This window comes from Desulfovibrio sp. TomC, from assembly GCF_000801335.2.
In the GTDB taxonomy this organism is placed as follows: Bacteria; Desulfobacterota; Desulfovibrionia; order Desulfovibrionales; family Desulfovibrionaceae; genus Solidesulfovibrio.
In genome coordinates this window covers 110,698-133,701 of sequence record NZ_JSEH01000015.1, presented here as the reverse complement: position 1 = coordinate 133,701, position 23,004 = coordinate 110,698, and the positions used below count along the sequence as shown (strand labels likewise).

Sequence of the window (23,004 nt, the reverse complement as noted above, 5' to 3'; positions counted from 1 at the left end):
GGGGTCCGGGGGGATTATCCCCCCGGCGGGGTGCAGGGGCAGCGCCCCTGATTCTCTTTCTCTTCCCTACGAACTACTGGCCAAGGCCGCGCAGGCGCAGGCCGACGAGGCGAATGAACCCTGTGGCGTCGGCCTGATTATAGACCTCGTCTTTCTCGAAGGTGGCGAGTTTCGGGTTGTAGAGGCTATTGGGCGACTTGCGGCCCAGCGGATAGGCTTGGCCTTTGTACAGTTTGACCCGAACCGTGCCGGTGACGCGCTCCTGGGCCTGATCGATCATGGCCTGCAGGGCCTTGCGTTCCGGGGCGTACCAGAAGCCGTTGTAGACCATCTCGGCGTATTTGGGGATAAGCCCGTCGCGCAGGTGCATGACTTCGCGGTCCAGGCAAATGCCTTCGAGGTCGCGGTGAGCCACATGCAGGATGGTGCAGCCCGGGGTTTCGTAGATGCCGCGCGACTTCATGCCGACGAAACGGTTTTCCACCATGTCGATGCGGCCGATGCCGTGCTTGCCGCCCAGGGTGTTGAGCTTTTTAATGAGTGCGGCCGGCGAGAGCTTTTCGCCGTCAATGGCCACGGGATCACCGTGCTCAAAGTCTATGGTGACGACATCGGCCACGTCAGGGGCTTTTTCCACGGGCACGGTGAGCAGATAGGTGTCGGCGCTCGGTTCGTTCCAGGGGTCTTCCAGTTCGCTGCCCTCAAAGCTTAAGTGCATGAGGTTGCGGTCCATGCTGTGGTCCGAGCCCTTCTTGTCCGAGGGCACGGGAATGCCGTTGTCCTTGGCGAAATTGAGCAGGTCGGTGCGCGAGGCAAAGTCCCACTCGCGCCAGGGGGCGATGGTGCGCAGGTCCGGAGCCAGGACGCCGGTGGTCAGTTCGAACCGCACCTGATCGTTCCCCTTGCCGGTGGCGCCGTGAGCCACGGCCTGGGCTCCTTCGGCCCGGGCCACTTCCACCAGCCGCTTGGCGATAAGCGGCCGGGCAATGGAAGTGCCGAGCAGATAGCGGCCTTCGTAGACGGCCCCGGCCCGCAGCATGGGGAAAATAAAGTCCTTGGCGAATTCCTCGCGCAGATCGTCAATATAGGCCTTGGTCGCGCCGGTACGCAGCGCCTTGTCTTCCAGGCCGTCGAGCTCTTCTTCCTGGCCCAGGTCGCAGGTGACGGTGATCACCTCGCAATTATAGGTCTTTTTGATCCATTTGAGGATGACCGAGGTATCGAGGCCGCCGGAGTAGGCGAGAACCACTTTCTTGATGCTGCTCATGGCTGTTTCCTTATCAAATAGCAGGGGGCTAGTTGCCCTGGGTGAAAATCCATTCAAGGATGGCTTTTTGGACATGCAACCGATTTTCAGCCTCGTCCCAGACAATGGAAGCCGGACCCTCGATGACGGCGTCGGTGATTTCCTCGCCCCGATGGGCCGGCAGGCAATGCAGCACCTTGGCTCCGGGCGCAGCCTTGGCCAAGAGCGCGTCATTAATCTGGTAGCCGGCAAAAATCTTGACCCGCGCGGCGTGCTCGGCTTCCTGGCCCATGGAGGCCCAAACGTCGGTGTAGAGATAATTCGCCCCGGCAGCCGCCTCGGCCGGATCGGCCACGACCGTGACGTCGGCCCCTTGCTCCCTGGCCTTGGCCACCACGGCGGCGCTCGGCTCATAGCCGGCCGGCGAGGCAACGGCCACCTTGATGGGGAAGCGGGCGGCGGCGTTAATCAGCGAATGGACAATGTTGTTGCCGTCGCCGACATAGGCCAGCTTCAAGCCGTCAAGCCGACCGGAGTGCTCGCGTATGGTGAGCAGGTCGGCCATGATCTGGCAGGGATGGTAGGCGTCGGACAGGGCATTGACCACGGGGATGGAGCCAAACGAGGCCAGATCTTCCAGCTTGTCGTGACCAAAGGTGCGCACGATCAGGCAGTCGCCGTAGCGCGACAACACCCGGGCGGTGTCGCGGATGGGTTCGTCGCGGCCGAGCTGGGAATCGTTTTGGGTCATGAATATGGGCCAGCCGCCAAGATGGCGCACGGCAACTTCAAAGGAGACGCGGGTGCGGGTGGAGGCTTTTTCGAAAATGAGGATGCAGGTTTTGCCGTCCAGGAGCTTGCTGCGGTAATTCACAGCCTTCATGGCGGCGGCGCGGTCGAGGATGCGGCCGGCCTCCTCGGGGGTAAAATCCAAAAGCGTGAGCAAATGATGGGGCATGGCTGTATCCTTCCGAGGCGACTTCCCAGAATTGGTAAAAAAGGGCACGTTACTCTCCAAACCATGAACTTGTAAAGCGTCAGCCTGCTTCTCGACTCTTCACGGGAGGCCGCGTTGACCAAGCAACGGAAGAGGTGCTAACTCAGGCATGGTAGCTGAACTTTTCCCGTTCCGACCCACCTCTCTGGCGGCGTCGGGCGGCAGGTAATCGGGCGAGTGCGGCCCAAACGGCGGGAGGGTATTCATGAACACAATACGCGGGTTGTTTTTGTTGCTGGGATTTTCGGCGCTTCTAGCCATTTCCGGCTGTGTGGTGACTGCCGGTCCGATGGTCTACGTGCCGCCGCCGGCCTGCCCGGAAGGCTATTATTATGCCTCGGGCTATGGCTGTATCCCCTTGCCGGCCGGCGTCGTGGTCCCGGCGGACGGCGTCTTTGCCGTGGTTAATACCGACGGCCTGAGCCTGCGCTCATGCGGTTCCACCAAGTGCGCCATCATCAATTCGCTCAGTGCCGGCGAACAGGTGCAGGTCCTTGGCCAGGAAGGCGGCTGGACCCACGTCTGGGCCTACACCCGGGGCCAGGACGGCTGGGTTTCCACCCGATATCTCAATTAATCGCCCGGGTGCGGGGAGCTGCGGCCGGCCCGGATCGGCCCGCTCCCTGCATCTGGACAAACCAGCAGGCCACGTTTATACCGCACCGGATGCGATATTCTCCAGCTCGCCGCTTCGGTGGGCGTTCCCCCCATATTCTGCAGTTCGTCATGTCCGCCGCCGCACTGTTCTGCGTCCTGGCTTCCCCCGGTTTCATCCCGACGCACGCCTGGGCCAAGAAGCCGGCCAAAGCAGCCCAAGCCGACGCCGCCGCTCCGCCCGCCGCGTCGCAACCGGCCGCCACGGCCGAATCCCTGGCCGCTTCGGCCCAGACGGCTTGTAGCCCGAAAAAGGTCCTGCTTGTTGGCGATTCCTTTGCCGTAGGCCTGGGCATGACCATGGAGCAATCCCTCAAACCGCGCGGTCCGGTGGCCCTGGCCAGCCGGGGCAAGGTTTCAAGCGGACTCAATTCCCCCAAATTTTATGATTGGGAAAAGGCTCTGGGCGAATTTCTGGTTGCCGAAAACCCCGAAGCCCTGGTGGTCATGCTTGGCGGCAACGACGCCAAAAACGGCAAAGGCACCCCGGAATGGTCCAAGGATTTCCAGGCCAAGGCGGCTCGGTTTTTATCCATTGCCGCCAATCACAAGGTCTCCGTGGTCTGGGTCGGCCTGCCGCCCATGCGGGACAAGACCTTCAGCCAGAAGGCCTGGACCGCCAACGAGGCCATGCGTTCGGCCTGTCTCACGGCCAAGGGCTGCCGGTTTATCGACTCCTGGGATCTTTTCGCGGATAATGCCGGTAATTTTTCCGCCAAAAAGCCAGTCGGCGGCAAGGCCGTCTCACTTCGCGGCAAAGACGGCGTGCATTTCAGCGCAGCCGGCTGCAAGCTTCTTACCGATCGCATCGTCACGGGCCTGACGGCTGCGCCCTGACGCCGCCCTCCTTTCGCGCCCCTAACGCCCGGACACGTCGAAACTCATGAGCTGGAAAAAAGCCTGCCTTGTATACCTGATCGCCTTGGTTGTGACCATGCTGGCCAACATCGAAAAGGTGTCGGTCTGGGTGGACGACCGTCTGGCCGATGGTCCGGCTTCGGAAACGGCCCGGCAGGTCCGCCGGGTGCGAAATCTCTGGCGCGAAACCGGGTTGGCCGCCTCCTGGCGGCAGCTTGACTGCGCCATGGCCGGCTATTACGACGAAACCTACAAAAATAATCTGGCCTGCCGCGAAGAGCCGGCCTCCGATGCGGCGGAAGCGGCTCTGCGTGAGCGCCTCGACCCCAACCAGCCGCTGCTCAAGCCCGACGAACCCATTGACGCCGACAGCCTGCTGGCCGTTCTGTCTCCGCCCAAGTCGTCTCTGACCGAACAGGCCGATGGGAGCGATACCGTTCCTGCGACCGGAGCCAAGATGGCCACGCCCGCCCCAGGCCTGACCGGACAATCCCTGACCCAGGGCAAAGGAGCGGCTCCGCGTAAAATCCTGATCGTCGGCGATTCCCTGGCCATCGGCCTGTCCCTGTCCCTGCGGCGCAGCGTGGCCGAACTCGAAGGCGTGGAACTCATCGAGGAAGGCAAAGTCTCAAGCGGTCTGGCCAATCCCAAGTACTATGACTGGAGCAAAGCCCTCCGGGTCTTCTTAGACAAGTACAAGCCTGACGTCGTAGTGATCATGATGGGAGCCAACGACGCCAAATATATCAATATCAATGAGAAGCCCCGGCCGCCGGGAAGTCCCAACAAGACTTGGCCCGAAGTCTTTTCCATGCGGGTCGAAGATTTTCTTTCCGCCTTGCAGGAAAAAAATATCCGCAATTACTGGATCGGTCTTCCGGTCATGGGCGATGCGTCCTATGCCAAACAGGTCCTGATCATGAACGAGATTGTCATGGCCGAGTGCGCCAAGTTCACGACCAGCCATTACCTCGACACGTGGAGCCTTTTGGCCGATGATCAGGGCAACTACTCCACCTTTTTGGCCAACGACAAAGGGGTCAAGATCAAGGTCCGGGCCAATGACAAAATCCACTTCACCGTGGCCGGCGGCGACATATTAGCCCAGATCTTTCTCACGGCCCTGGCCCGGGATGTGGAGATCACGCAAAAAAAACAAGCCGTGGCAGGGGCTCCCCAATGATGCGCCCTCCGATGCTTCCATGCATTGGGAACAGGCCCCGGCCAACCCGGTTCCTGCCGGCGCAGACCCCATGAGCGGCCTCCCTGCAACACCCCCCAGGTCAACAAACCCGAAACCTGAGAGTGGGTCGTCGTCCCGGACCGGACAGCCAAAGCGCCTGCTCGTAACGGCGACGCTGGCAATCCTGGGCTGCTTGCTCGGCACGGCTTGCGGCCAGGACAATCCGCAAAAGGCCAAGCCGGAGACGGCCACCCAGGTCCCTGCCCCGGTCGCCGCCCCCACGCCTCCCGAACGTCCGCTTGCTGCGGTCAAACGCCTGTTGGTTGTCGGCGATTCCCTGTCGATAAGCCTTGGCGAACAGCTTGAACACGCCCTGGCCGGCGCACCCGGCCTTGACTATACCCGGGACGGCACGCGCTCGACAGGGCTGACCCGGCCGGAACTGCTGGACTGGCCGGCCCGGCTGCGCGAACTGACCGCCAAGAACCCGCCGGATGCTGTCATCATCATGATCGGGGCCAACGACGAAATGCCCATCGCCGCTGCCGACGGCAGCCGGGTCTATTTTGAAAGCTCCGCCTGGGTCGACGCCTATGCCGCCAAGGCCCGGGAACTGGTGGACATCTGCCGCCAGGCCAATCCTGCGGTCGCCGTCTACTGGGTGGGTGTCCCGTCCATGGGCGAGGCCTCGCTGGCGGCCGGCGTCAAACAGGTCAATGCCGCTCTGGCCGCCATGTGCGCGGCGGCCGACTGCCGCTTCATCGATACCGAAGCCGCTTTCTCCGATCCCGACGGCCGCTTTACCCGTCACGCCCGGGACGTTGCCACCGGCGACGCCGTGCCCATCCGCACTGCCGACGGCGTCCATCTGACCGACACCGGCTCCAAACTGCTGGCCGGCGTCGTGCTGGAAGCCCTGGCCGACCGGGAACGCCTGCCCCCCAGCGCCGGGGCCAAGGAACTGCGCGCCCAGGCCCGGGATTTGCGCGCCATAGCCGAAGAATCCCGGCAACCGGCCCGGCCCGTGCGCGAGCCAGCCGCCCAAACCAAGATCAAACGCAGCAACAAGACCTACGCCGTGCGAACCGGCGATACCTTCCTCACCATCGGCAAGCGCATGGGCCTTGCCCCCGACGACATCGCCGCCGTCAATCCCGGGGTGGACTCCAGACGCCTGAGCATCGGCCAGACGCTGCGCCTGCCGGCCAAACGCTAAGCCGCTCCCCAGTACGCCCCGCAGCGTCACCCGCCTATTCTTCACCGTATTTTTTGAGCTTTTTGTGCAGGGTTGCCCTGGTGATGCCAAGCACCCGGGCCGCTTCGCTCTTGTTGCCGCCAGTATCGCGCAAGGTGGCCAGGATGACCTCGCGCTCCACATCGTCCAGGGGCATTCCGGTCAGTCCGGCCAGATCGGTTTGCCCCGGCATCCCGGAAGTCCCCGGCGCCGGGGCGGCAAAACCCGCAGTCGTCTCCCGCAGGCCGACAAGCGGCAGTTCCCGCTCGGTGACGTATTCGCCAACCGACAGGATGACCGCCCGCTCTACGGCATTTTCCAGTTCCCGGACGTTTCCCGGCCAGGGACATCGCAGCAGTTGGTCCATGGCCGCCGGCGTAAACCCTTTGATACGCTTACGATTCTTCTCGGCAAAGCGGGTCAGAAAATGCTGGGCCAGAAGCGGGATGTCCTGTTCCCGGTCGCGCAGCGGCGGCACGGTCAGGGTGACGACGTTTAAGCGATAATAGAGATCTTCGCGAAACCGGCCGGCTTCCACCTCTTTTTTCAGGTCCCGGTTGGTGGCGGCCAGGATGCGGACGTCAACGCCAATGGGCCGGTCGCCGCCCACCCGCTCGATCTCGCGCTCCTGGATAACCCGCAAAAGCTTGGCCTGGATGGCCGGAGCCACCTCGCCAATCTCATCGAGAAAGATTGAGCCTTTGTTGGCCGCCATAAAGCGACCTTCCCGGCGACGGTCGGCTCCGGTAAAGGCTCCTTTCTCGTGACCGAAAAGCTCTGATTCGAGCAAGGTTTCCGTCAAGGCGGCGCAGTTGACGGCCACCAGCGGCCCGCTGGCCCGGGGGCTGCCGCTGTGCAGGGCCTTGGCCACCAGCTCCTTGCCCGTGCCGGATTCGCCGGTCACCAGCACCGTGGCTTCGGTAGGGGCGACCATGGCGATCATGGAAAACAGCTCGCGGATGGCTGGGCTTGTGCCGATGATCTGCGGTCCGCCGGCCCCCGGGCCAAGCTTTTGGCGCAGGCTGACATTCTCCCGGGCCAGACGCACATGATCAAGTGCGCGCTCCAGGGTCAGACGCAACACGTCCAGGTCGAGCGGCTTGGTCAGGTAATCATAGGCCCCGGACTTAAGCGCCGAGACCGCCGTTTCCACCGACGAATAGGCCGTCATGATCAGGACCGGCACGGCCGGGTTGTATTCCTTGATGCGGGCCAGGGCCTCCATGCCGCCCATGCCGGCCATACGCACGTCAAGGAGCACGGCGTCAAAGGGCTTCTCCCGGACCATGGCCACAGCCTCGGCCCCATCGCCGGCCCCGGCCACGCCATAGCCCCAGCCCGAAAGCACCGTGCGCAGCATGGACAGATGCCCGTTGTCATCGTCAACCACCAATATACTCGCCAGCATCGCTGTCCTCCGCATTTGGCCCGGCCTGGTCCCCGGCCTGGGGCAATACCACCCTGGCCGATGTGCCGCCCTGGGGCCGGGTCGTCAGTTGGATCTCCCCGCCATGGGCAACCACGATTTTGTGCGCGATGGGCAGGCCCAGGCCCGTGCCCAGTGATTTGGTGGTGTAGTAGGGATCAAATATCCGATCCCGGTCAGCCGGATCAATGCCGCTGCCGGTGTCCGTCACTTCCAGGTAGGCCCGGCCATCGGCCGCCACCCCCACGCCAAGCCCCATGACGCCGCCGGAGTCCATGGCCTGGACGGCGTTGAGGCACAGATTGAGCACGGCCTGGGCCAGCCGGTCGGGATCGGCCAGGACCAGGGGATCGGCGTTGGAGGGCTCTTGGGCGATGGTCACGCCCCGGGCCAGGGCATCGGGCCGAATCAGCCGGGCGGCGTGGCCGGCCAGATCGGACAGCCGCACCGGCCGGCGTTTGAGGTCCGAGGGACGGGCGAATTCGATCAATTCCGAGATGACGCGGTTGAGCCGGTCCACCTCGCGCACCATGATCTCAGCGGCTTGGCGATCCTCGCTGCCCGGGGCGAACTTGGCCCCGAAATAAGCGGCATAGCCCCGGATGGAACTGAGGGGATTTCGGATCTCATGGGCCACCCCGGCGGCCAGATTGCCAACGGCTGCGAGCTTCTCCCGGCGGCGGACCTCGGCCTCCAGTCGACGGACCTCGCGCAGATCGCGCAGCACAACCAGCGACCCGACCGGCGTCCCCTCATCCGTACGCACCGCCGAAACCGATACCCCGTGGGCCGCAACCGGTCCGCCGGCCAGGGAAAGATCCATCTCGCGCTCTTCGGTTGGCGGATTGTGCAACACCTCCGGCGGCAACACCTCGGCCGCCGACCGGCCAATGAGCCCTCCCGGAGCCACCCCGGCCAGACTCTCGGCCGCCCCATTGGCCATGGCCACCCGGCCATCCGGCCCAATCAGCACCAACCCCGCCGGCATGGACGCCACCACTTCCGAAGCCAAAGCCGTGGTCTGGCGTAGCGCCCGACGCTGGGCCCGGTAACTCTGAGCCAGAAACAGTCCCAACACTCCGCCCAGTCCGAGGATGAGCACCACCGAAGCCGTGGCCAGCATATTGAAGAGATCGGCCCGACGGGCGGCCTCAATGGGGGCTACGTCGAGCCCCACGAAAATAACCAGCGGCACGCCCCGAAGCGGCCGGCGCATCCCCTGAACGTCACAATCGTCGGTACATAGGAAATCCCGATTCTCGACCGGCGGATGGGCTTTTAGGCCGTGCGGCCCCCGGCCCATGGCCGAAGGGACGAAACGCCGATAGACAAGCAGCGAGCGGCGTCCATCCCCCTCTTCCTGGGCCAGCCGCCACTTTTCCGTGGCGTCCGGGGCCAGATCGGCCATGGCCTGGGGGGAGAAGAGCGTGTGCCCGATACGTGAGGCGTCGCTGTGGGCCAGGATACGGCCGCTCTCGTCCGTGACGGCAAGATAGAAGATGCCGGGTTGATTGGCGGTTTCCTCAAGCAGATGCTGCAGACGGACCTCCGCTCCAAAAGCCCCGCGCATCCCGGTCCGGGTGCCGGCCTCAAAAGCCTTGATCAGGGCTGCGCCCTTTTCCAGCAAAAGCTCGGTCACATATTGCTTTTCCCGACCGATATCGATGACGGCCATGACCGTCACCACGGCAGCCAGAATGCCGGCAGCGCCGAGAAACAGCAGTGGGGAAGCGCCGCCGCGAAACGGCCATCGTCTGGTTACCTGCAACACATTTTTGCCCGTCCGCGCCTTCCTGGCGGCTGATGGATAGAAACAAAACACTGCGTCATTTTTTTATACGCATTGCCGTCACGGCTGTCCATAAATCATACACAATTTAGGTCAGTCCCCACACGGAAACAGACCCGTCCGACGCAGTGCACGGCCCGTTCCAAGCCATCCCAGCCGGTTATGAGACTTAACTGCCGGGCAGGACTGTTTGGCACACACGTTGCTGAGGCAAAAAAAATATACTGATCCAGTCTGCTTTATTCCAACCAGTCCAGCCCGGACCACAGCCATAAAAGGAAGCCCCATGTTCGTTAAAACACTTGATCGCCTAACGCTCACCGCCTGCGCCGGCCTGACCCTGGCCCTTCTCCTGGCCTGGGCCCAACCGAGCCACGCCCTACTGGGCTTGTTTTCCGGTCCAACCAGCCTGACCCCGGTAAACGGTTCCGTCAGTTTTCCCCTAGCCGACTTGCAGGACGGCAAGGCCCATTTCTATGCCGTCGCGGCCGGCGGCAAGGAAGTCCGATTTTTTGCCGTCAAGACGGCCGATGGCCGGGTGCGCACCGCCCTTGACGCCTGTGACGTCTGCTATCCGGAGAAAAAGGGTTACCGCCAGGAGGGCGATTTTGTCGTATGCACCAACTGTGGCCGGCGATTCCACATGACGATGGTGGGTGATGTCCGCGGCGGCTGCAACCCCTCGCCCTTGGCCTCAACAGTTGAAGGCGACGCGGTTCGCATAAACCTGGGCGACATCGCGGCCGGAGCCGCGTTTTTCTAGCCGATGCATGTGGCTCGCTTCCAAAGCCGCAACCCTAGCGAGGTGCTGTGAATATCCTGACCATTCCCCTTCGCAACCTGCGCCGCAAGCTGCCCCGCACCCTGCTCATGGTGGCCGTCTTCTCCATTGGGGTGGCCTCGGTGACGGCCCTGATCGAACTGTCCAAGGCCGTTGGCGAAAGCCTTGAGGCCAAGCTGGCGGCTTACGGGGCCAATATCCTGGTCAGCCCCAAGACCGAGACCCTGTCGGTCGGCTACGGCGGCCTGACCCTTGGCGACGTGTCCGTGGACATCAAATACTTGAAGGAAGACGAAACCCTGGCCGCCATCGCGAGCATCCACCATAAGGACCGGTTAAGCGCCGTGGCCCCGAAATTCGTGGTGCTGACCCGGGTGGCGGAAGTGCCTGTGGGCGTGGTCGGCGTGGATTTCGACCAGGAACGGCTCATTAAAAGCCATTGGTTCGCGGCCTCCGGGAGACTCCCTGGCGAGGCTCCTGACATTGTGGCCGGGTCCGAAGCGGCGTCGCGCCTGGGACTGGCCCCTGGGTCCAGGGTGGTCGTGGACGGCAAGGACTTCACGGTCTCCGGGGTGCTCGGCGTCACCGGCTCCGAAGACGACCGGCTGCTCTTTGCCGATCTCCACACCCTGCAACAGGCGGCAGGCAAGGAAAACCGGGTCCATTTCGTGGAAGTAGCGGCCCTGTGCTCAGGGTGTCCCATTGAGGAGATTACGGCGCAAATCGCGGCCGGCTTGCCGGGAACAGACGTCAAGGCCATGCAGCAGGTGGTCAAAAGCCGGATGATGACCGTGGATTTCGTCAAGCATTTGGCCCTGGCCGTCTCCGGGGTCATCTTGCTTACGGCCTGCGTCATGATCGGACTGTCGGTTTTTTCCTCGGTCAACGAACGCAAAAACGAGATCGGGTTGCTGCGGGCCTTGGGATTTTCCCAGGCAGCGGTCTTCTTCCTCATGAATCTCGAGGCCTTGGTCCTTGGCGCAGCCTCCGCCGTCATCGGCTATCTGACAGGGTTTGCGGCCAGCGGCCGGCTCATGGCCCTGCTCGATCTCGGGGAACAGGCCGCGCCGGCCTTTGATCCGCTCCAATTTAGCCTCATGTTTGTCGGCGTGGCCGCCCTTTCCAGCCTGGCCTCGCTGCCGCCGGCCCTGGCCGCCGCCCGCATCGAGCCGTCCCAGGCCCTGGTCATGCTGTAATCATCGGAGGATCTATGGCCATGCTTGTCGCAGACAACATCAGCAAAGCCTTTGCCACCGACGCCGGCAACGCGCCTGCCCTTCGCGGCGTGTCTCTGGGCATCGAGGCCGGGCAGTTCGTGTGCATTGTCGGCCGTTCCGGCTCCGGTAAATCCACGTTGCTCAATGTCCTGTCCAGCCTGCTCACCCCGGATGCCGGGCGGGTACTCTACCAGGACCGGGATCTGTCCAGCCTCTCGGCCCGGGAGCGCGACCGGCTGCGGGCCACGGATTTTTCCATGGTCTTTCAGATGCACCATCTGCTCCCCTACCTGACGGCCTTTGAAAACGTGCTGGCCCCGTTTCTATCGAGCATCCGCCCGGTTTCGGCGGACAAACGGCGCAAGGCCCTGGATTGCCTGGCCCGGGTGGGGTTGGCCGACAAGGCCGACCGGCTGCCGGGACGGCTCTCCGGCGGCGAACAACAGCGGGTAGCCATTGCTCGGGCCCTGGTGACCGAACCCCGGGTGATCTTTGCCGACGAACCCACCGGCAGCCTCGACGGCGATACTGGCCGCCACATCATAAGCACCCTTGGGGGGCTCGTCACCGAGGGCATCAGCGTGCTCATGGTCACCCACGAACCGGCCTATGCGGCCATGGCCGACCGGGTAGTGGAAATTGCCGACGGCTTGATCAAGGCCGAAGCCTGAGCCAACGCCCGTAACCCAGGCGTATAGCCAGACCCATTTGACAACTCCCGAGTTACGCCCTTAGAAAACAAATGATTTGGCCGAAGATACGGGCCAGGAACAAAGCCGTGGGAGTAACTGTATGCGCAATCTGAAGCTCGGGGTCAAATTGGTCGGCGGATTTTTGATCACCGCCGTCATCACCCTCATCGTCGGCCTCGTCGGCCTCTCCGGCCTAAGCACCGTAAGCGACCACCTCCAAACGGTGACCGATGTCAATCTGCCGTCTGTACGAGACATACAAGCCATCAAGATCGCTGGTGAATCCGTACGGGTCGCCCAGCGTTCCCTGCTCATCCCGGGCCTTGACGCCAAGGATCGCCAGCGCCAGTACGAGAACATAGCCAACTTGCGCGACAGCTACCGCAAATCCTGGGACGAGTACGAAAAACTGCCCAAATCGGCTGAAGCGGAACGGGTGTGGCGCGAGTTCGCCCCGGCCTGGCAGGAATGGGTCAAGATCAACAACACGACCTTTGATCTGGCCCGCCAATGGGACAAGTCCGGCATCGACGACCCGGCAGCCTTGCGCCAGCAGATCGACCTGTTTCGCGGGGACCACTACAAACTGCTCACCGACGCCTACAATCTGGCCCTTAACGGCAAGCCTCTGGCCGGCGGCAGCGACCCCAATCAATGCAATTTCGGCAAATGGCTTGCAACCTCCGGCCGGGACATAACCAATCCGGTGTTTAAAAAGGCCATCGCAGATCTGCTTCAGGTCCACGAGAAACTCCACCATGGCGTGGCCCGTCTCAAGGAACTGGCGGCCAAGAACGCATCGCGGGAAGAACTCCTCAGCACGCTTCGCACGGAAATTCACGATCCCGTGGAACTCACCATTGCCCAATTCGAGATCATGAACCAAGAAGTAGCCCGCGTCGAAAGCATCTATAACCAGATGCGTCAGGATGCCATGGTCACCGTTCGGGACAAGCAGACACGCTGTTTCACGCTTCTCGATCGCCTCATGGCCGCCTCCCTGGAGGATGCCGAAAAAGGCCAAGCCGAGGGCGAGGCCGCAGCCGCCAAAGCCAGGATCGTCTCCCTGTCCGGCATCGGCGTTGGCGTGGTCATGGCCCTGCTGCTTGGCGTCATTATTTCCCGCATGATCACCCGGCCCATTCTGGTCGGCGTGCGCGCCGCCGAAGGCCTGGCCGCCGGCGACCTGAACCAGACCATCGATATCGACCAGAAAGACGAGGTGGGCGCGCTGGCTGCCGCCCTGCGTCATATGATCCAGAAACTGCGTGAAGTGGTCGGCGAGGTGCAGTCCGGAGCCGAAAACGTGGCCTCGGGTTCCGAGGAACTCTCGGCCACCACCCAAAGCCTGTCTCAAGGGGCCACGGAGCAGGCCGCCAGCGTCGAGGAGATCTCCTCGTCCATGGAAGAGATGGCTGCCAATATCCGGCAAAACGCCGACAACGCCAAGCAGACCGAGCAGATTGCCCTGAAAACGGCCCAGGATGCCCAAAGCGGCGGCGATGCCGTGGCCAAAACAGTATCCGCCATGAAGCAGATCGCCGAAAAAATCGGCATCATCGAGGAAATCGCCCGCCAGACCAACCTGCTGGCCCTCAATGCCGCCATCGAGGCGGCCCGGGCCGGGGAACACGGCAAGGGCTTTGCCGTGGTTGCGGCCGAGGTGCGCAAACTGGCTGAACGCAGCGGCAACGCCGCCGGCGAAATCAGCGAATTGTCTTCTTCCAGCGTCGAGATCGCGGAAAAAGCCGGCGATCTCCTGGCCCGCATCGTCCCCGACATTCAGCGCACGGCGGAGCTTATTCAGGAAATCACCGCCTCAAGCGTGGAGCAGAACTCCGGAGCCGAGCAGGTCAACCGGGCCATCCAGCAGCTCGACCAAGTGGTGCAGCAAAACGCCTCGGCCTCCGAGGAAATGGCTTCCACCGCCGAAGAGCTTTCCGGGCAGGCCCTGCAGCTTCAGGACACCATCTCCTACTTCCGCCTGGACAACATGAACCGTCGTCAGGCCGCACCCAAGGCCCTGGCTGCCTCCGGTCGTCCGTCCCGGCCTGCAGCCAGGAAGCATCGGGCCACAGCGGGCAAAAAAACCGGCGTCGCCCTTGATCTTGAGGCCGACGACGACGCCTTCGAGCGCTTTTAGTTGAGAATGCTGTGAAGAATTAGAGAAAGATTGCCTTCGGCGGCCAAAGGGCAGTGCCCTTTGGAATCCCACCTGGGGTTCGTTTGATTAGACCGAGTACGCTGCCAAAGCGGCGGGCGGAAGTTCGGCAAGAGAAGATAGTGGTTACGCCAGCGGCCCACGCACGGGCCAGACCAAGAACTCCCTGGCGCTTTTGACGCCCACGCCCACGGCTCCCTTGTGGAGATACAGGGCGTGGGCCCAATTGTTTTCAAAGGCGCTGGTGGTCGAGGACCAATAGGCCTCGCCGACGCCCGCGAACGGATGCCCGGCGGGCAAGGCCGGGTGACTGCGCCCGGCATCGACCAGCGACTCCAGCTCGTTGATCGTGGGCAGACGCCACCCGCCGTCGCCAAAGCGGCCGGCCAGGGCCAGGGCCTGTTCCCAGGTCGCCGCTCCGCCGCCGATATCGGCCCGCGCCGCCCAGACGAGGCCCGTTAGCCGGTCGTGGACAGCCTCCCCCTGTTTCTCAAAACGGGGGCTCGGCCACGGCGTCCCGGATCGGACCGCACCGTCCTGGCCGGTCCCGGCGCAGGGTATTTCCCGACCAATGACATCGTAACAGCCTTCCTGCCCGGTTTGCGGCAGATGCGACCGGCCGGCCACGGGCCAGACCAGACAGTCCTGGTCCTTTTTGCCATAAAACATCCGCCCGCCTTCCAGATGGACGTACCAGGCATAGGCTGGAGCCGGAGCGGCCGTGGTGGCGCTCCAGTACCAACCGATAAAGACATTTTGAAAGAGATGCCCAGACGGCAGGGCTGGCCGGGCCGCGCCATATGAAATAAGGCTGCGCAGTTCCCGGCGATTGGGGAGATGCCAGTCCGTGCGGCCAAGCAGACCGTCCCGGGCATAGCCGGCAACCAGGGCCAAGGCCTCGGACCAGGGTCGGGGGAAACCGGACAGACCGGCATCCATCGGCCACAACAACCCCGTGGCCCGATCCCCGACCAATCCTTCAGCGGCGACTGCAAACCTGGGACCTCGGTCCGGCCGAGCCACGACAAAGGCCGCATCCTGGCCGCTGCCCGGGCAGGGGACAAGCTTGCCCGCCGCATCATGGCACAGCGTCTGACCGGTGGGGAGTACAGCAGTCGCCGGCCACATGTTCTCCTCGACCATATGTCAGCCCCCTCCCCGCCAACATTGGCAGTCCGGTTCGGTTCAAGGCGAAATCGCGCATCCGGTCCAGACAAGGCACGACTCGCACTGATTATTCAGGTATGCAGCATGATTTCCAGGATAGCCGCGGCATCGCTTACGAGTTTGACGCAAACTGTCTCAAACCGATGCTCCCGGCGGGCCTGGTCCAGGCCCTCGGAGACCGAGGGGTCAAGGCCGATCAGGTCCCGGCAGATCAGCGACCCATGCCGGTCAATGAATTGATCGTAAAACTCCCTGGTTCGGGCATACGTCGCCGCCTTTCGCGCAGCTCCGCCCGGCCCTCCGCCCCCACCCGCCAAGCCAAGAACCATGACCGCCCCGGACACAACCCCGCAGACCCCGCCCCGAGCCATGCCCACGCCAAAACCCGTGGCCAGGCGAATAGCCGTTTGCGTCTCAAGCCCCAGCTCGGCGGCAAAGCTGACCAGCATGGACTGGGCGCAGTTGCATCCGGCGGCAAAGTGGGCCACGGCTATTTTGGAGACATCGGCAACATCCTGATCCATGACAGTCCTCCCCTGACGGTGCGCCCCGGGAGAGCATTCGCACCAGCCTGCTGCCGCCTTACCCGACTCTGCAGCCGCCCGGCAATAAAAAAGGCATTCCGATAGATGACAAAGGCATAGTAGATGGGAAAACCGGCCTCCAGGAGAAGGACCAGCCAAGGCATATGGGTATGGATGGAACGGAAGCGTCCCCTGCCCGCCGTGATTTCTTACAGGGGCGTGACGGTGATGAAATCAGCCTCGCTGTTGCGAAGCGTCAGGGTAAAGGCTTTCAGGCGCAAAGCCACTGGATCGCGAAGCGGCGCGCGGCCGATGATGGCGATGTCGGTCCCCGGCACAAGGCCCATGTCGCGGATGCGCCGGCCCAGTTCGCCGGCTGCGCCCACAGTGCAAATCCTGGCCCGTTGGCCGACCTGCAACTCGCGCATCCCAATGGTCACTGGCGCGTCCTGTGCCATGTCGCCCTCCGAACCCTTCGCCAAACCGGACAACCTGGAAATCAGGCTACCGCCAACACAGCCTGGTCGAGCCGGCCAAAGACCTTTTGCGCCAAACCATTGCCCAAAGTGACGCAGCATCCTCTGGCCCGCAAGCACACGGGACCACCGCAGCCGGAGGTGATTTCCACGACCGTTCCCGGGGTAATGCCCATGGCGCACAACCGTCCCCGGGCTCTGGGACAGTCACAGAGCGTCTCAACCCGCACGCGGCTGCCAGCCGGAAATGTGGAAAGCGGTCCAAGTGGAGCCATGCCTTTCTCCTTGCCTGGATGAGAGATAATGGAATTGAGAATGATTGTCAAGCTCTGGCGACGGATTTCTGACGTCCCTGCCCCGCGCCGCGTCCTGGCGACCCTCCGAAAACCAATGGTTCAGAGTGCGTCTTGGCCATGGATTGGTCCGATCGATCTCGGCAATATTCTGTAATAATGCTCTTTTTCCAAAGGTTCCCGCTCACGCCTTTGAAATAAAACAGCCTAGCCTTTTCCGGTGCGTTTGAGCAGGTAGGTCAGCAACAGGGAGACGCCGGCCAACAGCGCCGCCAGAAACCCGGCCCGGCCGTATTGGCCGGAGAAAACCGCGTTGTAGATTTCCAAGGAAACCGTGTTGGTGCGCCCGATGATGTCCCCGCCAAGGAGCAGGCTCACGCCGACCTCGCCCAAGGCCCGGCCCGTGGCCAGAAACATCCCGGCGGCCACGCTTTTTCGGCAATGGGGCAGAACCACCCGGACAAAGGTTGTCGGCGCAGACTTGCCGAGCACCGACGACAGTTCCACAAGCCGCAGCAGATCTCCCCGCACCGCCGCCTGGATCGGCCGCACCATGAGCGGCAGACCGGAAACCACGGCCGCCACGACCAGCCCGGGGAAACTGAAAATGAGTTCTATGCCTGTCAGCTGCCGCAGCGGGTTGCCCAACACCCCGTTGCGGCCAAGGAGCAGCAACAGGAAGAAACCAACGGCCATGGGCGGCAACACCAGCGGCAAGGAAGCCGCCACGTCGAGAACGGCCACCAATCGGCCGTGCCCCCGGCCCAACAGATAGCCCAGGGGCACGCCGACAAGAAACAGCAACGGCAGGGCGACGGCCATGACCCGAAGCGTCAGGGCAATCGAAAAAAGCACTTCGGGACTGGTCGCCGCCGCTGCAAAGGTTTCCTGCATTACGCTTTGCCCGAACGCGTCCGTCTGATCACCAAGGAGAAGGCCCACCCGTTACCAAGCCCGGACCCGGGTCTTGGCCAAAAGCGTAGCGCGTCCATTACAGGCCGTGCCGCCCGATGATGGCCCGGGCCTCGGGTCCGGCCAGGAAGGCGGCAAAGGCCTTGGCTCCGGCAGTGTTTTTCGAACCGGTCAGGCCAACGGCAACAATCTCAATGGGGGCGTACAGGGACGGGTCGACCTCCAAAAAACCGCCGATGGAGGCCCCGGCGTCCAGGACATCGGTCCGATTGACAAAGCCGGCATCCACTTCGCCGCTTTGCAGGTAGGCAGTAACCTGGGGAACGGTAGCCACCACCAAAAGCTTGTCGGCCACGGCCTTGTCCAAACCGGATTTTTGCAGATACTGGGTCGCGGCCTTGCCATAAATGGCCTTGGCCGGATCGGGCATGGCCAGCCGGGTCACGCCAGGTTTGGCAATATCGGCCGGCGCGGCAAGCGTGCTCCCCTTGGGCCAGGCCACCACCAGCACGCCCCGGCCAAGCGGCGTCATGCCGTCAAAGGGCAGGCCGATGGACTCCAAAAATCCCTTCTCGCCAACAATCACGTCAACAGCCCCGCTCCCCTTGGCCTGGGTGGCGATCTGCCCCATGTTGCCAAAAATGAGCTCGGTTTTGATGCCGCTGGCCGTTTCAAAGGCCTTGGCCAGTTCGGTCACGGGTTTCTTGTATCCGGCCCCGGCGGCAACGGTCAGCGGTTCGGCCAGGGCCGGAACAGCCAGAGTCAGGGCCAGAAGACACATCCAGACAATACGACGCATAGCCAACTCCTTGGAGGTTTGCGGCGAAGCCCCGCTCCGCCCCTGTCATGGTTCCGTTTCCGAAGCCGACCAGGCCCGCCATATGGCCGGGCCGTCCTTGCGGACTATGCCACCCGGACGTGGGTGCAGGTTGGCTCCTGCCCAGGCTGCGGCCCATTGCCGCATCCCGGGCCTGCTCCGGACACCCTCACGCCCGGGGGCGGACATCCGACGCCCCGTCGGGCCAAGAGCTCGCGCTGCTCTTCCAAGTGGAGATCGAGCTGCCGATCAAACCATCCGGCATCCATGCGCCCCCGGTTGACGGACACAATGGCGTCGCCGAGCTGGGCGGCCTCGGCCAGATCGTGGGTGACATGGACAATGGGGATGGCGAACCGCTGCCGGACCACGAGGAGTTCCGCGCGAAGGGCCATACGGGTAGCCGCGTCCAGGGCGGAAAACGGTTCATCGAGCAAAAGCGCCCCCGGCCGCCGGGCCAGGGCCTGACAGAGGGCTCCGCGCTGCCGTTCGCCGCCGGACATGCCGGCCGGATAGGCGGCGGCCAGATGCCCGATGCCAAACAGTGACAGCAGGTCGGAGATTTCCCCCTGATCGGCAGCGGCGTAGGCCACGTTCTGGGCCAGGGTCATGTGGGGAAACAGCGAATAGTCTTGGAACACCAACCCGATGTTGCGTTGCCGGGGATGCAGGCGAATACCGCGCGCCGTGTCGCGCCAGACCGCCTCACCCAGTTGCACCGAGCCCTGGTCCGGGTCGTCGAGCCCGGCAATAAGGCGCAGCAACGTGGTCTTGCCCGATCCGGAAGGCCCGGTCAGGACCAGGATTGAGCCGGCCGGGCAAACAATGTCGACCTCCAGGGTGAAATGGGGCAGGCGCTTGACGCAACTGGCCCGCAGCATCATCCCGCTGTGCCCATGTCGGCGGCAATGGTGGCCAGCATCCGGGCCAGTTCGACCGGAGCGGTAATTTGCGGACAATGCCCCGTATCGATGGCGTGCATGACAAAGCCCAGTCCCGCAGCCCGGGCGGCGTTGGCGGCCAGCATGGGATTGGGGTTGGCGGCACAGCGCAGGTAGTGATGTTGCTTCGGGAACGCCGGGGCACCGGTCCCGGTGGCGTCAGTGAAAGCGGCCAGGGGGAACGGGAACAGGCGCGAGAGAAACCACTCGGCCCGCTCGTCGCCGGCCACGCCGAACATCGACGCTTCCCAGGGCGCAACCAGCCAGCCGTCGCGAAGGCGGGCCGAAAGCATGTTGCGAAACGGCTCCCCGGCCATGTCGGCAAAACTCTGCCCAGGCTGCGGCAGCAAGGCGTCCACATAGATCGCGCCGGCCAGTCTGGGCGAAATCTCGGCCATGGCCCCGGTGCAGATCAGCCCGGAATAGCTGTGCCCCACCAAAACAACATCCTGAAGGTCTTCAAGCGCAACAAACTGGACCACATCACGCACATACAGGCCAAGTCCCAGCCCCGGCCCCATGTGGTGGGCAAGATGGCCGCAGCCCGACAATGTCGGGGACAGGACCTCGTGGCCCAGAGCAAAAAGGGCACGGGCTGTATCTCTCCAAACCCAGCCGCCCTGAAACGCGCCGTGGATGCAAACAAACGTGGCCATAGCTTCCTCCTTGACGCCCCTGCTGCTTCAGGCTGCAAGGCCTGGCGGGGACGTCTCGGCAATACTACAGTAACATCTGAAAGAATCCAGCTTCATGACTTTACAAATGTTCGTGACAGTGCCTGACCAAGGAGCACAACTAACACGAAAGCAATAACGATCGTGACACTGACTTGCAGACAACTTAAGTAACCAGCTATCACGCCAAAACTATTATGCGTGTCATGCCTTTCATATGCTTTACAATACATACGTGCCACGCTACAGCGTCAAACATGAGTACCGCAGAAGAAAATATCTTTGATCTTGTAAACCGCCTGGATGCGCCTTCCTTGCGTCGCCTGTGCGACCAGGCTGGGGCTGCCCTGGCCCGCAAGGACCAAGAGGGGCCGCACCGTCGGCTGTCCCAGGGCAGCGCGTGCCAAGCCGCTCTTTTCAGCGTGCCCAAGGATATCCGCCACCTGGATGCCGACGAACTCGACCGGTTGACCAAGGCCTTCGTCGCTTGGCGCGACGCCGCCCGTACCCCGTCGATTCGCCGGGCCAGGGAGCGTATGCGTCTGGTCTACGCCATGCTGCGCGTCAGCGGGGCCAAACTCGGCGAAGTGCTGGCCGTCAACGAGCGGACCGACATCGACAGGGCCAGATCGACAGTCCGGTTTGCCGGATCACGCGAAGACGATTCACCGCGAAAAGTGGTCGTCCCCCGGGACTTTCTTGATGATGTGGAGCGGTTTGCAGCCAGCCCGGTCAACCGGGCCCTACGCGGGGAACTGTTTCGCCTCGATCCCGGATTCGTCCGTCGCAAGCTCTATGAGCAGGCCAGACGGGCCGGACTGCCGCCGGGCCGGGTCAGCCCCACCTCGCTGCGCCATTCCCGAGCCGTGGAGCTCCTGCGAAGCGGCGTCCCCCTGCCTGTCGTCCAAATGATGCTCGGCCACTCCAGTGTCGTCCTCACCTCGATTTATTGTTCTTTTTCCGACACCGATTGCCAGCGCATTGTCAGCCGTTGCGTTGCCAAGGAGACCCGCATGAAGACCAGTGCCCGCAATACCTTTTTCGGCACGGTTTCGAGCGTGCGCAAAAGCCCGCTCTTCACCGAAATTTCCCTGACCACCGCCACCGGCGAGGAAGTGGTGTCGGTAATCACCAACGAGAGTTTCGAACGCCTCGGCCTGTCCGAGGCCGATCCGGTGACCGCCCTGGTCAAAGCGCCCTGGGTGCTGGTCGGCAAGGACGAATTCCGGGCCAAAACCAGCGCCCGAAACTGCTTTTCCGGGAAGGTCACCAGCATCCGGGGCGACGGCGTGGCCGTGGAGATCATGGGCGAGCTGCTCTCCGGCACCCCCATGTGCGCCCTTATCACCGCCGAATCCGTGGAAAGCCTTGATCTCAAGGAAGGCGATCCGGTCTGGTTTTTCTTCAAGGCGTTTAGCGTCATCATCAATGTGCAGTAACGCATGCAAAACGCCCGCCGGACAGTCTGTCCGGCGGCGTTTTGCTTCTCACTACAGCCCCTTGTGTGCTGGCAGTTGAATGCTATTCGACATCGGGACAGGACTTGAGCGCAGCCGCAATGTGCTCTTCAGGATAGGCAAAATCCGTCAGTTTGCCCTGCAGAAAGGCGTCGTAGGAAGCGAGGTCAAGGAGCCCGTGGCCGGAATAAAGAAAGACCACCGACTCGCCGGGCTTGGCTGTTTTGGCCGTCTCGATGGCCCCTTTGATGGCGTGGGATGTTTCCGGCGCAGGCAGGAAGCCTTCGGTGCGCAAAAACAGCTGGGCCGCCTCGAAACACTCGTTTTGATAGTAGGCTGTGGCGTCCACCAGCCCTTCGTTGACCAGATTGCACAGAATGGGCGCGTCGCCGTGATAGCGCAGGCCGCCGGCATGAATGGGGGCAGGCATGAAGGCATGCCCCAGGGTGTGCATCTTGAGCAGCGGCGTGAGCCGGGCCACATCGCCATAGTCGTAGCGGAACTGCCCCCGGGTCAGAGTCGGGCAGGCCTTGGGTTCGACGGCCACAAACCGGATGGCCTCCCCGGAGAGCTTTCGCGGCAAAAAGGGCAGGATCAAGCCGGCAAAGTTGCTGCCGCCGCCAACGCAGCCGACGAGGTAATCGGGTTTCGCGCCGACCATGGCCAGCTGCTTCTCCACCTCAAGGCCGATGACGGTCTGGTGATGCAACACATGGTTGAGCACACTGCCCAGGGCATACTTGGTGTCGTCATGGGTGGCGGCGTCTTCCACGGCCTCGGAGATGGCCAGACCAAGCGACCCGGTGCAGTCGGGGTCTTCGGCCAGCACGACCCGGCCGGTCTGGGTGTTCTCCGAGGGCGAGGCAAAGATCTCCCCGCCGTAGGCATTGATCAGAATACGGCGATAGGGCTTCTGGTTGTAGCTCACCTTGACCATATAGACCGTACATTCCATGCCCATCATGGAGCAGGCAAAGGACAGGGCCGTTCCCCACTGGCCGGCCCCGGTCTCCGTGGCCAGGCGCTTCACGCCCTCGGCCTTGTTGTAAAAGGCCTGGGGAATGGCCGTGTTGGGTTTGTGCGACCCAGCTGGCGAGACGGATTCGTTTTTATAATAAATCTTGCATTTGACCCCAAGCGCCTCTTCCAGGCGTTTGGCCCGCACCAGCGGCGTCGGGCGATAGAGGCGATAGATGTCGAGCACCGGCTGCGGGATGGGCAGCCAACGCGTAGGCGACATTTCCTGCTCAATGACGGCCTTGGGAAAGATGACCTCGAGCTGCTCGGAACTGATGACCTGCTTGGTCTGGGGATCGAGCGGCGGGGCCAGAGGCGTGGGCAGATCGGGCAAGGCGTTGTACCACTGCGTCGGCATCTCGCACTCGGGCAAATTGATCTTCACTTCCATGTATCGCTCCGATTTCCGAATGATTGTAAGCATCCCAAGCCCGGGGGATCGTTTCCCCAAACAAGGCCGTACAGACGGTCAGTGTGAGTTAAGCACG

The 23,004-nt window shown here is 63.0% G+C and carries 22 protein-coding genes; 9 read left to right on the top strand and 13 right to left on the bottom strand.

Features of this window, described 5'->3' with window-relative positions; translation table 11 throughout:
• Positions 1-73: 73 nt before the first annotated feature.
• Positions 74-1,267, bottom strand: a complete 1,194-nt coding sequence (locus NY78_RS14975; RefSeq protein ID WP_043637595.1) for an argininosuccinate synthase — start codon at positions 1,265-1,267, stop codon at positions 74-76.
• Positions 1,268-1,295: 28 nt separating this feature from the next.
• Complete coding sequence (gene argF / locus NY78_RS14970; protein WP_043637593.1) at positions 1,296-2,204, bottom strand: ornithine carbamoyltransferase; 909 nt, start codon at positions 2,202-2,204, stop codon at positions 1,296-1,298.
• Positions 2,205-2,448: 244 nt separating this feature from the next.
• Here argF and NY78_RS14965 point away from each other — a divergent pair, with 244 nt between their 5' ends.
• The 4 genes from NY78_RS14965 to NY78_RS14950 all read left to right on the top strand — a co-directional run bounded on the left by NY78_RS14965 (position 2,449) and on the right by NY78_RS14950 (position 6,154).
• The gene (locus tag NY78_RS14965; RefSeq protein ID WP_043637591.1) at positions 2,449-2,820 is read left to right on the top strand and encodes an SH3 domain-containing protein; all 372 of its coding nucleotides are present in this window, start codon (positions 2,449-2,451) and stop codon (positions 2,818-2,820) included.
• Positions 2,821-2,969: 149 nt separating this feature from the next.
• Positions 2,970-3,734, top strand: coding sequence for an SGNH/GDSL hydrolase family protein (locus NY78_RS14960; RefSeq protein WP_231584009.1), 765 nt, complete (start codon positions 2,970-2,972; stop codon positions 3,732-3,734).
• Between the two features lie 46 nt (positions 3,735-3,780).
• On the top strand, positions 3,781-4,938 hold the full coding sequence (locus tag NY78_RS14955) for an SGNH/GDSL hydrolase family protein (protein ID WP_043637587.1): 1,158 nt from the start codon (positions 3,781-3,783) through the stop codon (positions 4,936-4,938).
• Between the two features lie 70 nt (positions 4,939-5,008).
• Complete coding sequence (locus tag NY78_RS14950; protein ID WP_082140059.1) at positions 5,009-6,154, top strand: DUF459 domain-containing protein; 1,146 nt, start codon at positions 5,009-5,011, stop codon at positions 6,152-6,154.
• A 34-nt stretch (positions 6,155-6,188) separates the two neighbouring features.
• Here NY78_RS14950 and NY78_RS14945 read toward each other — a convergent pair whose 3' ends face one another.
• Positions 6,189-7,580: a sigma-54-dependent transcriptional regulator gene (locus NY78_RS14945; RefSeq protein WP_043637586.1), complete on the bottom strand. Its 1,392-nt coding sequence runs from the start codon at positions 7,578-7,580 to the stop codon at positions 6,189-6,191.
• The gene (locus tag NY78_RS14940) at positions 7,555-9,369 is read right to left on the bottom strand and encodes an ATP-binding protein (RefSeq protein ID WP_331428930.1); all 1,815 of its coding nucleotides are present in this window, start codon (positions 9,367-9,369) and stop codon (positions 7,555-7,557) included. Before NY78_RS14940 ends, NY78_RS14945 begins: the two co-directional genes overlap by 26 nt.
• 304 nt (positions 9,370-9,673) lie before the next feature.
• On the opposite strand from NY78_RS14940, the gene NY78_RS14935 reads away from it, so the two are divergent.
• The 4 genes from NY78_RS14935 (at position 9,674) to NY78_RS14920 (ending at position 14,220) form a co-directional block, all read left to right on the top strand.
• On the top strand, positions 9,674-10,150 hold the full coding sequence (locus tag NY78_RS14935; protein WP_043637581.1) for a DUF2318 domain-containing protein: 477 nt from the start codon (positions 9,674-9,676) through the stop codon (positions 10,148-10,150).
• A 47-nt stretch (positions 10,151-10,197) separates the two neighbouring features.
• A complete protein-coding gene (locus NY78_RS14930) occupies positions 10,198-11,364 on the top strand; it encodes an ABC transporter permease (RefSeq protein WP_043637580.1) in 1,167 nt (388 codons plus the stop codon).
• A 20-nt stretch (positions 11,365-11,384) separates the two neighbouring features.
• On the top strand, positions 11,385-12,056 hold the full coding sequence (locus NY78_RS14925; RefSeq protein WP_043637625.1) for an ABC transporter ATP-binding protein: 672 nt from the start codon (positions 11,385-11,387) through the stop codon (positions 12,054-12,056).
• Between the two features lie 121 nt (positions 12,057-12,177).
• Positions 12,178-14,220 (top strand): methyl-accepting chemotaxis protein, encoded by a 2,043-nt coding sequence (locus NY78_RS14920; RefSeq protein ID WP_043637578.1) that lies wholly within the window; start codon positions 12,178-12,180, stop codon positions 14,218-14,220.
• A gap of 144 nt (positions 14,221-14,364) precedes the next feature.
• Here the strand turns inward: NY78_RS14920 and NY78_RS14915 are convergent, their stop codons facing one another.
• From NY78_RS14915 to NY78_RS14885, 8 genes are all read right to left on the bottom strand, one after another.
• On the bottom strand, positions 14,365-15,381 hold the full coding sequence (locus NY78_RS14915) for an Lcl C-terminal domain-containing protein (protein WP_231584008.1): 1,017 nt from the start codon (positions 15,379-15,381) through the stop codon (positions 14,365-14,367).
• Between the two features lie 95 nt (positions 15,382-15,476).
• Entirely contained in the window at positions 15,477-15,929 is a 453-nt protein-coding gene (locus tag NY78_RS14910; RefSeq protein WP_043637576.1) for a C-GCAxxG-C-C family protein, read from the bottom strand.
• A gap of 209 nt (positions 15,930-16,138) precedes the next feature.
• On the bottom strand, positions 16,139-16,387 hold the full coding sequence (locus NY78_RS14905; RefSeq protein WP_043637574.1) for a FeoA family protein: 249 nt from the start codon (positions 16,385-16,387) through the stop codon (positions 16,139-16,141).
• 41 nt (positions 16,388-16,428) lie between these two features.
• Complete coding sequence (locus tag NY78_RS23905; protein ID WP_082140057.1) at positions 16,429-16,680, bottom strand: FeoA family protein; 252 nt, start codon at positions 16,678-16,680, stop codon at positions 16,429-16,431.
• Between the two features lie 225 nt (positions 16,681-16,905).
• A complete protein-coding gene (locus tag NY78_RS14900) occupies positions 16,906-17,592 on the bottom strand; it encodes a molybdate ABC transporter permease subunit (RefSeq protein WP_043637572.1) in 687 nt (228 codons plus the stop codon).
• Positions 17,593-17,689: 97 nt separating this feature from the next.
• On the bottom strand, positions 17,690-18,409 hold the full coding sequence (gene modA / locus NY78_RS14895) for a molybdate ABC transporter substrate-binding protein (protein ID WP_043637571.1): 720 nt from the start codon (positions 18,407-18,409) through the stop codon (positions 17,690-17,692).
• 104 nt (positions 18,410-18,513) lie between these two features.
• The gene (locus NY78_RS14890; protein ID WP_082140056.1) at positions 18,514-19,311 is read right to left on the bottom strand and encodes an ATP-binding cassette domain-containing protein; all 798 of its coding nucleotides are present in this window, start codon (positions 19,309-19,311) and stop codon (positions 18,514-18,516) included.
• Positions 19,308-20,024, bottom strand: a complete 717-nt coding sequence (locus NY78_RS14885; protein ID WP_043637570.1) for an alpha/beta hydrolase — start codon at positions 20,022-20,024, stop codon at positions 19,308-19,310. Before NY78_RS14885 ends, NY78_RS14890 begins: the two co-directional genes overlap by 4 nt.
• Before the next feature lie 275 nt (positions 20,025-20,299).
• Between NY78_RS14885 and NY78_RS14880 the strand changes: the two genes are divergently transcribed.
• On the top strand, positions 20,300-21,481 hold the full coding sequence (locus NY78_RS14880; RefSeq protein WP_043637568.1) for a TOBE domain-containing protein: 1,182 nt from the start codon (positions 20,300-20,302) through the stop codon (positions 21,479-21,481).
• An 82-nt stretch (positions 21,482-21,563) separates the two neighbouring features.
• Here NY78_RS14880 and NY78_RS14875 read toward each other — a convergent pair whose 3' ends face one another.
• Complete coding sequence (locus NY78_RS14875; RefSeq protein ID WP_043637567.1) at positions 21,564-22,907, bottom strand: TrpB-like pyridoxal phosphate-dependent enzyme; 1,344 nt, start codon at positions 22,905-22,907, stop codon at positions 21,564-21,566.
• Positions 22,908-23,004: the final 97 nt, after the last annotated feature.

Coding starts and splice junctions, on each gene's coding strand:
- NY78_RS14975 (WP_043637595.1), bottom strand. CDS start 1,267: ATGAGCAGCATCAAGAAAGTGGTTCTCGCCTACTCCGGCGGCCTCGAT.
- argF (WP_043637593.1), bottom strand. CDS start 2,204: ATGCCCCATCATTTGCTCACGCTTTTGGATTTTACCCCCGAGGAGGCC.
- NY78_RS14965 (WP_043637591.1), top strand. CDS start 2,449: ATGAACACAATACGCGGGTTGTTTTTGTTGCTGGGATTTTCGGCGCTT.
- NY78_RS14960 (WP_231584009.1), top strand. CDS start 2,970: ATGTCCGCCGCCGCACTGTTCTGCGTCCTGGCTTCCCCCGGTTTCATC.
- NY78_RS14955 (WP_043637587.1), top strand. CDS start 3,781: ATGAGCTGGAAAAAAGCCTGCCTTGTATACCTGATCGCCTTGGTTGTG.
- NY78_RS14950 (WP_082140059.1), top strand. CDS start 5,009: ATGAGCGGCCTCCCTGCAACACCCCCCAGGTCAACAAACCCGAAACCT.
- NY78_RS14945 (WP_043637586.1), bottom strand. CDS start 7,580: ATGCTGGCGAGTATATTGGTGGTTGACGATGACAACGGGCATCTGTCC.
- NY78_RS14935 (WP_043637581.1), top strand. CDS start 9,674: ATGTTCGTTAAAACACTTGATCGCCTAACGCTCACCGCCTGCGCCGGC.
- NY78_RS14925 (WP_043637625.1), top strand. CDS start 11,385: ATGCTTGTCGCAGACAACATCAGCAAAGCCTTTGCCACCGACGCCGGC.
- NY78_RS14920 (WP_043637578.1), top strand. CDS start 12,178: ATGCGCAATCTGAAGCTCGGGGTCAAATTGGTCGGCGGATTTTTGATC.
- NY78_RS14915 (WP_231584008.1), bottom strand. CDS start 15,381: ATGGTCGAGGAGAACATGTGGCCGGCGACTGCTGTACTCCCCACCGGT.
- NY78_RS14910 (WP_043637576.1), bottom strand. CDS start 15,929: ATGGATCAGGATGTTGCCGATGTCTCCAAAATAGCCGTGGCCCACTTT.
- NY78_RS14905 (WP_043637574.1), bottom strand. CDS start 16,387: ATGGCACAGGACGCGCCAGTGACCATTGGGATGCGCGAGTTGCAGGTC.
- NY78_RS23905 (WP_082140057.1), bottom strand. CDS start 16,680: ATGGCTCCACTTGGACCGCTTTCCACATTTCCGGCTGGCAGCCGCGTG.
- NY78_RS14900 (WP_043637572.1), bottom strand. CDS start 17,592: ATGCAGGAAACCTTTGCAGCGGCGGCGACCAGTCCCGAAGTGCTTTTT.
- modA (WP_043637571.1), bottom strand. CDS start 18,409: ATGCGTCGTATTGTCTGGATGTGTCTTCTGGCCCTGACTCTGGCTGTT.
- NY78_RS14890 (WP_082140056.1), bottom strand. CDS start 19,311: ATGATGCTGCGGGCCAGTTGCGTCAAGCGCCTGCCCCATTTCACCCTG.
- NY78_RS14885 (WP_043637570.1), bottom strand. CDS start 20,024: ATGGCCACGTTTGTTTGCATCCACGGCGCGTTTCAGGGCGGCTGGGTT.
- NY78_RS14880 (WP_043637568.1), top strand. CDS start 20,300: ATGAGTACCGCAGAAGAAAATATCTTTGATCTTGTAAACCGCCTGGAT.
- NY78_RS14875 (WP_043637567.1), bottom strand. CDS start 22,907: ATGGAAGTGAAGATCAATTTGCCCGAGTGCGAGATGCCGACGCAGTGG.